This is a genomic window from Nonomuraea lactucae (assembly GCF_003313395.1).
Lineage (GTDB): Bacteria > Actinomycetota > Actinomycetes > Streptosporangiales > Streptosporangiaceae > Nonomuraea > Nonomuraea lactucae.
Genome location: NZ_QNFZ01001001.1, coordinates 1 through 13227 on the forward strand (window position 1 = coordinate 1; position 13227 = coordinate 13227).

Sequence of the window (13227 nt, forward strand, 5' to 3'; positions counted from 1 at the left end):
ACGGCGGCCCAGGGCGGCACGACGGCGAACGCCGCCGCCACGCCCACCGCCCCGGCCGGCGCCGGCGTCAAGATCGGCATGTCGCTCTCGACGCTGAACAATCCGTTCTTCGTCCAGCTGCGCGACGGCGCGCAGGCGGAGGCGGAGCGGCTGGGCGCCTCGCTCACCGTCACCGACGCCCAGAACGACCCCTCCCAGCAGGTGAACCAGGTGCAGAACTTCACCAGCCAGAGCATGCAGGCGATCATCATCAACCCGGTCGACTCCGACGCCGCGGCGCCCGCGGTCAAGCTGGCGGAACGTGCCGACATCCCGGTGATCGCGGCCGACCGCGGCGTCAACCGGGCCAGGGTGACGCAGACCGTGGCGTCGGACAACGTGACGGGAGGCAAGCTCGCGGCCGAGCGGCTCGCCAGGGAGCTCGGCGGCAAGGGCAAGGTGGTCGTGCTGCAGGGCGTGCCCGGCACCTCCGCGGCGCGCGACCGCGGCCAGGGGTTCGACGAGGGCATCAAGCAGTTCGCGGAGATCCAGGTCGTCGCCCAGCAGCCGGCCGACTTCGACCGGACCAAGGGCCTGGACGTCATGACGAACCTGCTCCAGTCGCATCCCGACCTGAACGGCGTGTTCGCGCAGAACGACGAGATGGCGCTCGGCGCGATCAAGGCGCTGGGCGACAAGGCCGGCACGTCGGTCAAGGTCGTGGGCTTCGATGGCACGCCCGACGGCCTGCGGGCGGTCAGCGACGGCACCATGGCGGCCACGATCGCCCAGCAGCCCGTGCTGATCGGCCGGCAGTCCGTGGACGGGGCGGTCCGGGCCGCCAAGGGCGAGACCGTCACCGAGACCGTGGCCATCCCGGTCAAGGTCGCCACGAAGGCGAACCTCAAGGAGTTCGGCACGTCCTGAGACCCGGCGGCTGATTGCCGCTCTTGCCGGAACGGGGCGTTCACGCCGGGACCGCGCCTCCTGGACGTCCCCCGTCAGGCCTGGCCTCGATCAGGGAAGTGGGGTGACACCGGCGCCGTGCTCGCGCGCACCACCAGGCTGGTCGCCAGCTCCACGCGTAGCGTCTCGGGCTCCTGACCGTTGATGAGCTGAACCAGCATGCGCGCGGCGACGGCCGCCATGTTCGCCAGCGGCTGGCGCACCGTGGTCAGGGTGGGCGCGACCCACTGCGCGAAGGGGAGGTCGTCGAACCCGACCACGCTGAGGTCCTCCGGCACGCGCAGGCCGAGTCGCCTGGCGGCCCGGTAGGTGCCCAGCGCCTGCAGATCGTTGCCGGCGAAGACAGCGGTGGGACGATCCGGCCGGTCCAGTAGTTCCAGCGCGTGCTGGTAGGACGGCTCATGGCTGTAGTCGCCGTGCCGGATCAGCGTCGGGTCCACCTCCAGGCCGGCCTGGTCGAGAGCGGCGCGGTAGCCGTCGAGCCGCGCTCGCGAGGTCAGCCGGTGCGCGGGACCGGTGATCATCGCGATCCGCCGGTGGCCCAGCTCGATCAGGTGCCGGGTGGCGGTGAAGCCGCCGTTCCAGCTGGTCGAGCCGACCGAAGGGACGTCAGGACCCTGGTCGGCCGACGGCTGCACTTCCACGAACGGGATGCCCAGCTGGCCGAGCTCGCGCTCCTGCTCCGCCGAGAGCTCGGAGATGGCCAGGATCGCGCCGAGTGACCCGCGGCTGGTCAGGTTGTCGAGCCACCGGCGAGCCAGGTTGCTCCGCCGGTGCACGGCGGAGACGACCATACCGAAGCCCTCGGCCTGCAAGGCGTCCTCAGCACCGCGGATCAGCTCCACCGCCCACGGGTTGTCGAGCTCGTTGATGACGAACTCGACCAGGCCACCGGGCTGCTCGTGGCGACCGGGCAGCGTGTAGCCGTGCTGGCCGAGAAGCCGCTGCACCTTCCCCCTGGTCTTCGCGGATACATCCGACCTTCCGTGGAGCACTTTCGACACCGTTGAGATCGAGACCCCGGCTTGCGCGGCGATGTCCGCCATGGTGCTTCTCCGTACTGCGGGGACGTCTTTCAATGTTCAACCCTTTTCTCGCGGACCAGCCTGCCGCGCCAACCCGGCTCTTGACGACCTCCGATGTTTAGCCTACGTTTCGAGCAGGTTGACGTTTCGCAATATTTCGCAAACCCTGCGGGGATCGCAATGTGGACCCCCGTGGTGCCACGTAGCAGAGACGCCTCCGCGAAACCATCGAGCCGCTCCTGCCCTCACGCTTCAGGAGAACGCATGACTCCCCCCTCCCGCCGTGGCTTCCTCGGCGCCCTGGCTCTGGGCGGCGCCGCCACCCTCGTACATCCCACGCCCGCGGTCGCCGAGCCGGCTCGGCTGGTGAACCGCATGAAGACCGGTGGCCAGTGGGCCAAATTCCTGAGAAATCAGGATCTGTTGTGGGAACGCATCCCCCGGGACTGGACCGAGGGCCCCTTCCTCGGCAACGGCCTGCTGGGCTCCACGATCTACGTGCCCAAGGGCGGCAACGCGGTCCGGTTCGATCTGCAGCACAGCGAGGTGCAGGACCACCGCCCGGAGATGTCCGGCACGCTCTACGGCCTGGCCCGCCTGCCCATCGGCCATTTCACCCTGACGCCCACCGGCACCATCACCGGCGTCGACTGGCGCCTGGATCTGTGGAACGCCGAGCTGAGCGGCACTATCACCACCTCCGCCGGGCAGATCGCCATCACCGCGCTCGTGCACAACGACCGCTCGGTGCTGATGGTGCGGGTGGCGCCGAGCGAGGGTGAGCGGGCCGCGACGTGGGACTTCCACCCCGACAAGGCGATCAGCCCGCGGATGCGCACCAACCCGATCCCCGACTACGTCCCCAACCCCGACCCCGAGGTGCGCCCGGGCGTCGTCGTCCAGCCCCTGCTGGCGGGTGGCCAGCACGTGACCGCCTACGAAGAACTGGTCCGGGATGAGGACCGCTGGCTCTACGCCACCGTGGCGCACTCCCACCCCGGCAGGACCGCGGAGAGCGCGGCGGTGGCGGCCATCGCCGGAGCGCGCCGCCGCCCGCCGAGCCGGCTGGTGAAGTCCCACCGCGAATGGTGGAACGCCTACTACCCAAAGAGCTTCGTCTCCTTGCCCGACCAGCGGCTGCAGAGCTTTTACTGGATCCAGCTCTACAAGCTCGCCGCCGCGACCAGGGCCGACGCACCGGTCATGGCCACCAGCGGGCCCTGGCTCCAGCCGACCGGCTGGCCCGCGGTCTGGTGGAACCTCAACGTCCAGCTCGAATACTGGCCGATCTACGGCTCCAACCACCTGGAGCTCGACGCGGTCACCCGGACCCTGGACGAGAACCGGCAGAACCTCATCGACAGCGTGCCGGCCGAGTATCGCCACGACTCCGCGGGGATCACCCGCGCCACCGACCGGTTCTGCCGCGTCGGCCAGATCCGCAGGCCGGGCGAGCGCGATCCCGAGATCGGAAACCTGACGTGGGCGCTGCACAACGTGTGGCTCACCTACCGGCACACGATGGACGACGACCTGCTGCGCGACGTGCTCTTCCCGCTCCTGCGCCGCGCGATCAACTTCTACCTGCACTTCCTCGCGCCCGGCCCGGACGGCAGGCTGCACCTGCCGCCGACCTTCTCTCCCGAGTACGGCGGAAGCGCCCCCGACTGCAACTATGACCTCGCGCTGATCAGATGGGGCTGCCGGACCCTGTTGGAGGCCGCCGACCGCCTGGACATCGACGACCCGCTCAAGGCGCGCTGGCGGCAGGTGCTCACCGGCCTGACCGACTACCCGGTCGACCAGAACGGCTTCATGATCGGAGCGGGAGTCCCGTTCGCCAAGTCGCACCGGCACTACTCGCACATGCTCTCGGTCTACCCGCTCTACCTGGTCACCTGGGAACAGCCGGAGCGACGCGAGCTGATCGAGAAGTCGCTCAACCACTGGATCGGCTTCACCGGCGCCCTGCAGGGCTACAGCTTCACCGGCGCGGCCTCGATCGCCGCGCAGATGGGCCGCGGCGACCAGGCCCTGCGCTACCTGAAGGACCTGATGCGCCAGGGCTTCATCAAGGCGAACACCATGTACCTGGAAGGCGGCGGTCCCGTCATCGAGACGCCGCTGTCGGCCGCGCAGTCGATGCACGACATGCTGGTGCAGAGCTGGGGTGGCCTGATCCGGGTGTTCCCCGCCCTCCCGGCGTCCTGGGCCGACGTCACGGTCCACGACTTCCGCACCGAAGGCGCGTTCCTCGTCTCGGCGGTACGGCGCGGCGGCGCCACGCGCTGGATCCGCGTCCGCAGCCTCGCCGGAGAACCGTGCCGGGTAAGGCACGGCATCACCGGGAAGATCACCGTGCGCGGCGCAACGTGGCGCGACCTCGGCACAGGCGTCGTCGAGCTGGACCTGGCCGCGGACGCGGAGGCGTTCATCCTCGCGGAGGGCGTCACCAGGCCGGTGATCGAGCCGGTGGAGATCTCGGTCCCCGGCGCCGCGTGGGGACTGCCGCCGATCCAGCCGCCCGGCGAGACCACGCCCGTGGACCTGTCCGCCCACTTCGACAACGACGGCGTGTCCACGCACGAGAACATGGCCGACGGCGACTTCGACGGGACGGGACGGACCTACCCCGCCGAGGAGCTGCCGCCCGCCGGGCCGTACCTCCATCAGGGCGTGAGCTTCCTGATCCCCTCGTTCGCCGACGGCGCGCACAACAATCTCACCGCGCGCGGGCAGGTGATCGCCGTGCCTCCGGGCCGGTACGCCAGGCTCCGCCTGGTCGGGGCCTGCGCGTACGGCAGCCTCGACACCAAGCTGATCGCCACGTACGCCGACGGCTCGACGGCCGAGCTGCCCTTCGTCATGAGCGACTGGGCGGGGCAGCCGGCCGCCGGAGGCAGCGAGGTCACCCGGTGCACGCACCGGCACGGCAAGGCGGGTCCCGACGCGCTCAAGGTCGCTCTCTTCGAGGTCCCGATCGCCCTGGACCCGGCCAGGGAGCTGCGCTCGATCACCATGCCCGTCCGCGTCAAGCCCCAGCTGCACGTCTTCGCCCTGTCGGTGGAGAAGAGCCGTTGATGAAGGTGACCCGCCGTACCTTCCTGACCACGGTCGCCAGCGCGTCCGGCCTGGCCGCCCTGGGCCTGCCCGCGCCCGCGCGAGCCGACGACGCCTTCGATGCCTTCGACGCCTTCGATACCTTCGATGCCTTCGACGCGGCGAGACTGCGCTGGACCGGCATGATCGCGGGCGGCGAGTTCGATCCGCGTGACCCGGATCTCGCCGCCAAGGTGGCCGCGGCCGACTCCGCGGCCGCCGCCCTGCACGCCGCGCTCCGGCCGGACCCGGCCAGGAAGAGCCTCTGGGACAACCTGCCGCTCGGCGATCCGCGAACCGGCAACTTCCAGCCGGGCCTACGGGCAGATCCGCACGCTGGCGCTGGGCTGGGCGACGCCGGGCACCCGGATGCACCGCGACCCCGCCTTCGCGGGCGAGGTGGTGAACGCCCTGGACTTCCTGTACGAGCACGCCTACAACGAGCGGCTGGAACGGCAGAACAGCAACTGGTTCTGGTGGGAGATCGGGGTACCGCGCTCGCTGACCGATGCCTGCGCCCTGCTGTACGAGGCGATTCCCGCCGGGCGGCTGGAGAGGTGGTTCCGGCCGCTGCTGCGCTGGTGTCCGGACGCCGACCATCGCATCAGCAACCCGGCGACCACCGAGACCGGCGCGAACCGCACCAACAAGGCCATGGCCGTCGCCAAGCGCGGCGTGCTCACCAGAGACGCCGCCGCCATCGAGCTGGCCAGGGACGCGATCTCCGACAAGCTCGGCGGCGGCCGGTGGAGCCTGCTGAAGCTGACGTAGGGGCCGCGCGACGGCTTCTACCGCGACGGCTCGTTCATCCAGCACGAGTTCTACCCCTACACCGGCGCCTACGGCACCGACCACCTCGACGGCGTCGCCCGGCTGATCACGCTCTACGCGGGTTCGCCGTGGGACATCACCGACCCCGAGGTGATCAACGTCTTCGACATCGTCGACCGCTCGTTCGTCCCCGTCATGTACGACGGCCTGATGATGGACACGGTCCGCGGCCGGCAGATCAGCGTCCAGGGCTGGCGCGACACGCACGCCGGGCAGAAAGCGCTCGAGGGGATCCTGATCCTCCTGGACGGCGCGCCCTCCACCTACGCCGAACGCTGGCGGCCGATCATCAAGGGCTGGGTCAGCCGCAACATCGTCCATCCGTTCCTGGCTCGCGCGGGCCTGCCCGCCGTACGGCAGGCGAAGGCGATCCTCACCGACGCCGGCGTGCCGATCGGGCCGCGCACCTCGGGCACGTTCGTCTTCGCCGACATGGACCGGGTCGTACATCGGCGGCCAACGTGGGCGTACGCGATCTCGATGTCCTCGGCGCGGATCGGCGCGGCCGAGGGGATCAACCTGGAGAACCTGCACGGTTGGTACATCGCGACGGCATGACCTACCTCTACACCGAGGACCTCGCGCACTGGAACGACGATCTCTGGCCGACCATCGACCCCTACCGGATGCCGGGCACCACGGTCGACACCCGGCGGCGCGCGGACATCCCCCATGGCAGGAACTACCTGCCTTCCACCACGTGGGTCGGCGGGGCGGCGCGCGACGGTCTCTGCGCGGCGGGCATGGACCTGGCAGTCGACGGCTCGACGCTGCGCGCCAGGAAGTCGTGGTTCCTGCTCGACGACTCGGTGATCGCGCTCGGCGCGGGGATCGGCTCCACCGCCGCGCAGGCTCTCCGCTGCGGGCGGCTGCACCTGCACGCCGCCAACTTCTGGCAGGCGGGCGCGGTCGAGAACGGCGACCCGACCGTGAGCCTCGACAAGCGCGCGATCACCGTCGACGTGGACGGCTCCCGCGGCCACACCCACGCGGCCGTCCTCCGCCTGGCCAGGCGCCTTCCTCACCCTCGCCCACGGCTTGCGCCGCGAACCGGCGCAAGCCCGGCCGGAAGACGGGGCTGACGAGTGGGTCGGCTAGCGGTGCCCGCCGTTCACGGGAGGGGGGTCCTCGCTCTCCCGCAGGGGGCAGGCGTCCGGCGAGTAGTAGCGGCGCAGCCAGGCGGCCAGCCCGTCGAGGTCCGGCATCAGCGCGCGCTCGTTGATCCCGGCCTGGTCGAGGCGCTCCCGCACCTCGGCCTTGACATCGGGCCGCAGTCGCCAGGCCCACCACAGGTCCGGGTTGTCCCCCAGCCACTGCTCGACCGGGCGGGTCACGTCCGACAGCGCTGACAGCACCGAGGACTGGGTGACGATCCGCTCGTCGAGCGACGGAGGCTCGAAGAACACGAGGAAGGGGTGGTCGGCGCCGAGCTTGTCGAGGCCGTCCAGGTCGGGGGCCGCGCGGGCGAGCATCTCCGTGGTGAACAGCAGCGCGCCCTCGGCGTCGAGCACATCCCGCAGCGGCGCGGGCAGCAGCCGGTGGGCCGCCTCGCAGTCCACCCCGACGAGCAGCGCCTCCTCCTCGGGCCAGGTCGCCGTCGCGAAGTGCAGCGCCACCAGGGGCGAGAACGTCCAGTCCACCAGCCGGGTGGGCAGGCCGTGGTGCTGCCCGAGCGCGAGCCAGTCCCAGATGGTCGAGCCGGGCGCCTGGCGGTGGGCGTACTTGCGGAAGTTGCGGATGAGGTGCCTTTCCACGGCCCGGTAGTCGCCAGTCAGCCGGGCCAGCCCGGACAGCAGCTCGTGCGGCGGCCGGGCCCGGCCGCGGAAGACCACGGTCGAGTGGGAGTAGCCGCCCGCGTGGTGCCCGCGCGGGCCGCTGACCTCGCCGATCAGGTCGTCGAGCTCTCTCCAGGACGAGACCGTACGGATCGCCATGACGGTAACGCTGCCCGCCGGCCGGGCACCCACACGCGCCGGCGGGCCGCGCGGCGCTACTGTTCCTGCAGGACAGACAGGATGTTGCCCGCCGGGTCGGTGAACCAGGCGATGAGCGGGCCGCCCCCGCGGAAGATGCCCCGCTCGTCCGCCTCCAGGTGCGGGTAGCGCTCGAGTCGCACGCCGCGCGCGGTCAGCTCGTCCACGGCCTTCTCGATGTCGTCCACCGGGAAGTTGAGGACCGTGTACGTGGCCGGCTGATGGTCCTCCTTCGGGTAGACCAGGATGTCCCGGCCCCCGGCGATGTGCAGGGTCAGCAGGTCGTACTCCTCCGAGACCTCCAGGCCGAGCGTCTCCCCGTAGAACGCCCTGGCCTCCGAGAGGTCGTCGACGGAGAAGCCGCTGAACGCCCTCGTCGAACCGAACATGATCCCTCCTCGGTCACCGCCCGCTCACATGGCCGCGCGGTGCTCCTCGCTGAGCTGGACGATCTGGACGTAGTTGCCGTCCGGGTCGATCGCGGTGGCGAACAGGCTGCCATCGCGGTCTTCGAGCTCGGCCAGCCACGACACGCCGGTCTGGTTCATCCTCGCCACCACGGCGCGGGCGTCGTCCACGTCGAAGTTGAGGATCACCCGGCCGGGCTCCGGGTTCTTGTCGGAGATGTCGGCCCGCGTGTCGATGATCAGGTAGAACCCGCCGAACTTCAGTACCCGGTAGCCGCCGTCGACCTCGGTGTTCGCCTCGGGGTCGAGCACGGCGGCGTACCACCGGCGCAGCCGCTCGGGGTCGGTGCTGGCGAGCAGCATGCCGTCCAGGCTGGGTCGCTTCATCATGCCTCCAGTGACGCTGTGTGGCGCTGTCACCCGTCATGACTTGGCGGCGAGCGGAAACTCATCGCTCTCGGGCGAGATTTTACCGCCTCTGGCCGCGCTCAGCGGATCCCCGCGCGCAGGGCCTGCTCGCAGGCGAGCAGAAGCGCGCCCGCGCTCCAGGCGTGCGAGAGCGTGAGGTACATGCCCTTCGGCTGGAAGCACGCCGTCTGGTAGTAGCGTTCGGTGATCATGCCGCGGTACGCGTTGAGGTCGCCGTCCGCGGCCGGGAGCAGCTGGCGGAAGCAGGCGAGGGTCTCCAGGGCGCGCTCGGCGTAGTGGCCGTCGCCCAGCGCGGCGGCCAGTTCGAGCAGCTCGGCGGTGCACACCAGCCCGTAGGCGTGCAGGTGCTGGTTGGACGGGGACGCCTGGTCGCCGCCCCGGGTCGCGAAGCCGTACGCGCCGAGCGGGGTCCGCGGCGCGAAACGGACATTGTACGAGTAGCGGAAGGTGAGCGTCCAGTCGGCCGCGCGGCGGGCCAGGTCCAGCCAGCGGGCCTCGCCCGTGCGGCGGTGCAGGGCCATGTACGCGATGACAGCGGCGTAGCCGTCCTCCGAGGTGGGGGCCAGGTCGACGTCCTCCGGCGCGCCGTGGATGAACTCGTCGCGTACGAAGGAGGCGTAGTGGTCACCGGCCCGTTCGGCGGCGGCGAGGTAGCGGCCGTCGCCGTCCAGGTCGTCCGCCTCGGCCAGGGCGGCGACCCAGATCAGGCCGGAGGCTCCGGACCAGGACAGCACCTCGCCGGTGTGGGCGTCGTGCACGGAGCCGAGGTTGCCGTCGGGCCGCTGACGGCGGGCGATCACGTCCAGGTTGGACCGGGCGGCCTCCACCCACGACCGCCGCCCGCCCGGTGCCGGGTGCCGGAGCGGCAGGGCGCGCACGAGGAACAGCGTCGCCTCGCCCAGGGTGCGGGCGTGCAGCCCGTCCTTGAGGTGCGTCCAGCTCTGCGACCAGCCGGTGTCGCGGTACCACGTCCCCCAGAACGTCCCCGACGGGGACAGCTTCGCGCAGACGAAGTCGATGACGCGCTCGGCGGCGGCGACGTGCTCGGGCCGCCCGGCCCGCAGCCCGTGCTCCAGCAGCGCCTCCGCCCAGGGGATGCCGCTCAACCAGCCGACGTGCATGGCCTGCCGGTCGACCCGCTCGCCGTTGGTGCCGGACACCTCACGGTCGAAGCCGACCGTTTCGAGCAGCACCCCCGGCTCCGGGTCGTAGTGCCAGCGGTGGAGCCCGTCGGCGGCGATCCCGGCCGCCGTCTCGACGTCGGCCCACGGCACGACGGGCGCTCCGGCACGGCGCAGGGCGTGGTCCTCGCGCAGCAGCGGCGCGTACGCGTGCCGGTCGGGGGGCAGCGGGCAGGTGGCCACGGCCAGCACGTGCTCCTCGCCCGGCCGCCAGACGTGCGTGGCCGACTCGGGCGGCAGGGGCGCCGCCGAGCCGTAGTAGGTGACCGGGTACTCCTGGTACGGGAACAGCAGCGACACGGTCGCCGTACCGGCGTCGTGGCCGAACGCCAGCCCCGTCGTCCCCAGGGGTGACTCCTCGTCGGCGAGGAGCGCGGCGCCGCCAGCCTCGCCCCACACCATGACCGCCGGCGTCGCCGCCCGGTCCGCCCGGAACCCCCACCGCGAGCTCACCATCTCGGCCGGCCGGTCGGCACCGGCCTCGAAGCGCGGGAACACCCGGCGGCACGCCTCGGGCCTGTTCGCGCCGTAGAAGAGGCCGGGGATCAGCCACCACGGGTCGCGCGCGGCCACCGAACGGCTGACCCGCACGGTCGCCGCGGCGGGCTCCCCGCCGTCGTAGCGGACGCGCAACCGCAGCTCGCGGCGGCCCGACGGCCGCTGATCCGCCCATCGGGCCTCGATCGTGAACGGCCCGCCGCCCTCGACCTCGACGACCACCTCTCCCCCACCGGGCTCGGCCACCACCTTTCGCTCACCGGGCTCGGCCACCCTTCCGCCGCCGACCGTCACAGGGGATCCACGGTGAAGGCGCCCCTGCGGACGTTCATCTCGATCAGGTCCGTCTCCACGGCGGCCAGCGGGTTCTCCAGCGGGACGCGGAACGTGCGGATCTGGCTCGGCCCGAAGTCGGCGGTCAGCCGGACGCCGGCCAGCGCCAGGTCGAGGGAGAGCGTCGCGGCACGCCCGGTGGTCTCCACGGCCCGGACCACGAGATCGCCGGGCAGGTCCTCGTGGCACTTGACCGCGGTCACCATGACCTGCCCCGCCCCGTCGTCCACGAAGCCGCGCGCGGGCGGCAGCGGCCCGTCGTGGAAGGACTCCAGCATCGCCCGCACCGGCGAGCCCAGCAGCGCGGCCCGGCGCGTGAGCCCGGCCGAGCGCCAGTCGCCGCCGTGCGGCACCAGCAGGTAGCGGAACCGCTGGAGCCCCTGGTCCTGGTGGGAGTAGTGGCCCGCCGGGTCGAGCTGCCGGGGATCGTGCCAGGCGTAGACGGGGCTGCGCACGGCGGTGATGCCGATGCTGTGGCTGCGGCCGGGCGTGAGCGGCGAGACGTCGTAGCCGTGCTTGGCGTCGTTGACGACTGCCAGCCCCGCGGGCACCCCGCCTACGGTGCCGGAAAGGTCCACCCACGACTGGGCGGGCTCCTCGGCCCCGTCGATCGGCCGCTCCAGGTGGCCGAACGGGATCTCGTACGTGGCGACCGGGCACTCGACGGCGACCGGGAACCTCAGCTTCATCAGGTGGGCCCGCTCGCGCCAGTCGAGGGTGACCCGCACCTCCACCGCGTCGTCGTCCTCGCCGAGCAGGAACTCCTCGGTCATCGTGGAGCGGCCCCACGCCCGCTCGACGCGGAGGCGGGCGCGCAGGGGGCCGCTCTCGCGCAGGACGACGGCCGTGGTCGTCATCGGCTCGCCGGGCCAGTCGTAGGAGACGACGCGGTGCCCCCAGGTGTCGGTCGGGTCGGCGCAGATTTGCGTGTGCTCGCCCATCGCGCCCGCCACCAGGTCGGCGCCGGTGCGCTTGTCCAGCAGGCCGGTCAGCCAGCCTGTGACGGGGTCGATCTCCACGCGCAGCACGTCGTTCTCCATGCGGAACGTGCCGGCCGGGCCGCTCGCCGTCGCCGACAGCCGGCTCGCCCGCCTGGCCGGCGGCCCCGGCCGCATGCGGTAGAGGCGGTAGCCGAGCGCGGGCACCTCGGCCCGGAAGACCGTGGCGCCACGCCGCCGGTCGTCGGTGGTGGCGACGGACTGGGTGGGCTGGGAGGGCACGTCGCCGCCGTCCGCGTCCACGACGTGCACGCCGCCGGGCGCCAGGCCGTACTGCATCTCGACGTGGGTGGCGACCGGCCACGGATGCGGGTTGAAGACGATCACAGGGGAGGTGCCCGGCTCCTCGGGGATCCGGACGTCGCGGGCGATGACGTTGTGCGCCCGCGCGATGATCCGCTTGGAGATCGCCACCGCCTCGCCGAGCTGGTCGCGCGCGTCGTCGTAGGCGGGCTCGATGGCCGATCCGGGCAGCACGTCGTGGAACTGGTTGAACAGCACCTGCTTCCAGGCGCGTTCGAGCTCGGCGCGGGCGTCGTGGCCCGCCATCGCGGCCCACCGCTCGGCCGACAGGACGGCCGCCTGCGCGCGGCGCTGCCAGGCCTTGACGCCGGAGTGCGAGGAGTAGCAGCCCGCCGCGTGGTGCTGCAGGTCGTCGCGCCACACCGGGAGCCCGGCCAGGCCGCTCTCGCCGAGGCGCTTGCCCACCTCGTCGAAGTAGCGGCGCGGTGACGACATGACGAGCTCGCCGTACGTGCCCATCCGGTCGTAGCGGTGGATGGAGTCGATGTTGGCCCTGGTGGGGCCGCCGCCGTGGTTGCCCACACCGTAGAAGACCATCAGCTCGCCGAGGGAGCGGTCGAGCTGGCCGAGCGCCTTCTCGGCCTGCCCGGCCACCTCGCCCGGCGGGCTGCAGTACTCGAACGGGATGCGGTAGGCCAGCACGCGGCTGCCGTCGGGCGCCTCCCACCAGAACAAGGTGCCGGGCAGCTCGCTCTCGTGCGGTCCGGGCCGCAGGAAACAGTAGGAGTCCATGCCCTGCCCGCGCAGGATGGCCGGGAGCATGGCGTGGTGGCCGAACGGGTCGACGTTCATGCCGACGGTGGCGGTGACGCCGAACTTCTCCTTGAGGTAGCGCTGGCCGTACAGGCCCTGGCGGACGAACGACTCGCCGGAGGGCATGTTGCAGTCGGGCTCGACCCACCAGCCGCCGGTCAGCGCCCAGCGGCCCTCGGCGACGCGCTCCTTGATCCGGGCGCACAGCTCGGGGTCCGACTCCTCCACCCACGCGAGGAGCACGACCTGGTCGCAGGTGAAGACGAAGTCGGGGTACTCCTCCATGCGGTGGATGGCCGACCAGAACGTCGCCCGCGCCTCCTGGTAGCCCTCCTGCCACGGCCACAGCCACACGGGGTCGAGGTGGGCGTTCCCGATCATGTGCAGGGTCCTGGCGGGCGCGGCGGCCGGGCGCGGCGCCCTCGGGAGCCCGGGCGGCTGCGGGCCGGACG

Annotated in this window: 8 protein-coding genes and 1 pseudogene; 3 read left to right on the plus strand and 6 right to left on the minus strand. The window is 71.8% G+C overall.

Annotated features, from left to right (window positions below; all coding sequences use genetic code 11):
• Positions 1-78 precede the first annotated feature (78 nt).
• Positions 79-906 carry a D-ribose ABC transporter substrate-binding protein gene (locus tag DQW85_RS36160; protein ID WP_205315667.1) on the plus strand — a complete coding sequence of 276 codons (828 nt, stop codon included), beginning with the start codon at positions 79-81 and terminating at the stop codon, positions 904-906.
• A 74-nt stretch (positions 907-980) separates the two neighbouring features.
• Here the strand turns inward: DQW85_RS36160 and DQW85_RS36165 are convergent, their stop codons facing one another.
• A complete protein-coding gene (locus tag DQW85_RS36165; protein ID WP_113704247.1) occupies positions 981-1991 on the minus strand; it encodes a LacI family DNA-binding transcriptional regulator in 1011 nt (336 codons plus the stop codon).
• A gap of 243 nt (positions 1992-2234) precedes the next feature.
• On the opposite strand from DQW85_RS36165, the gene DQW85_RS36170 reads away from it, so the two are divergent.
• Complete coding sequence (locus tag DQW85_RS36170) at positions 2235-5051, plus strand: glycosyl hydrolase family 95 catalytic domain-containing protein (protein ID WP_113704248.1); 2817 nt, start codon at positions 2235-2237, stop codon at positions 5049-5051.
• 189 nt (positions 5052-5240) lie between these two features.
• Positions 5241-6982, plus strand: a pseudogene (locus DQW85_RS47260) (polysaccharide lyase family 8 super-sandwich domain-containing protein).
• A gap of 12 nt (positions 6983-6994) precedes the next feature.
• Here DQW85_RS47260 and DQW85_RS36190 read toward each other — a convergent pair.
• The 5 genes from DQW85_RS36190 to DQW85_RS36210 all read right to left on the minus strand — a co-directional run.
• On the minus strand, positions 6995-7834 hold the full coding sequence (locus DQW85_RS36190; RefSeq protein WP_162795660.1) for an FRG domain-containing protein: 840 nt from the start codon (positions 7832-7834) through the stop codon (positions 6995-6997).
• A 56-nt stretch (positions 7835-7890) separates the two neighbouring features.
• Entirely contained in the window at positions 7891-8262 is a 372-nt protein-coding gene (locus DQW85_RS36195) for a VOC family protein (protein WP_113704253.1), read from the minus strand.
• A 24-nt stretch (positions 8263-8286) separates the two neighbouring features.
• Entirely contained in the window at positions 8287-8667 is a 381-nt protein-coding gene (locus DQW85_RS36200) for a VOC family protein (RefSeq protein ID WP_113704254.1), read from the minus strand.
• 101 nt (positions 8668-8768) lie between these two features.
• Positions 8769-10682, minus strand: a complete 1914-nt coding sequence (locus DQW85_RS36205; protein WP_113704255.1) for a YyaL domain-containing protein — start codon at positions 10680-10682, stop codon at positions 8769-8771.
• Positions 10679-13227 (minus strand): alpha-mannosidase (locus tag DQW85_RS36210; protein ID WP_205315666.1); only part of this gene is annotated, 2549 nt, incomplete at its 5' end. The genes DQW85_RS36205 and DQW85_RS36210, both read right to left, overlap by 4 nt.

What these genes read in the sequence shown, in the direction of transcription:
- DQW85_RS36195 (WP_113704253.1), bottom strand. Translation starts at nt 8,262, where the DNA reads ATGTTCGGTTCGACGAGGGCGTTCAGCGGCTTCTCCGTCGACGACCTC.
- DQW85_RS36190 (WP_162795660.1), bottom strand. Translation starts at nt 7,834, where the DNA reads ATGGCGATCCGTACGGTCTCGTCCTGGAGAGAGCTCGACGACCTGATC.
- DQW85_RS36160 (WP_205315667.1), top strand. Translation starts at nt 79, where the DNA reads ATGTCGCTCTCGACGCTGAACAATCCGTTCTTCGTCCAGCTGCGCGAC.
- DQW85_RS36200 (WP_113704254.1), bottom strand. Translation starts at nt 8,667, where the DNA reads ATGAAGCGACCCAGCCTGGACGGCATGCTGCTCGCCAGCACCGACCCC.
- DQW85_RS36170 (WP_113704248.1), top strand. Translation starts at nt 2,235, where the DNA reads ATGACTCCCCCCTCCCGCCGTGGCTTCCTCGGCGCCCTGGCTCTGGGC.
- DQW85_RS36165 (WP_113704247.1), bottom strand. Translation starts at nt 1,991, where the DNA reads ATGGCGGACATCGCCGCGCAAGCCGGGGTCTCGATCTCAACGGTGTCG.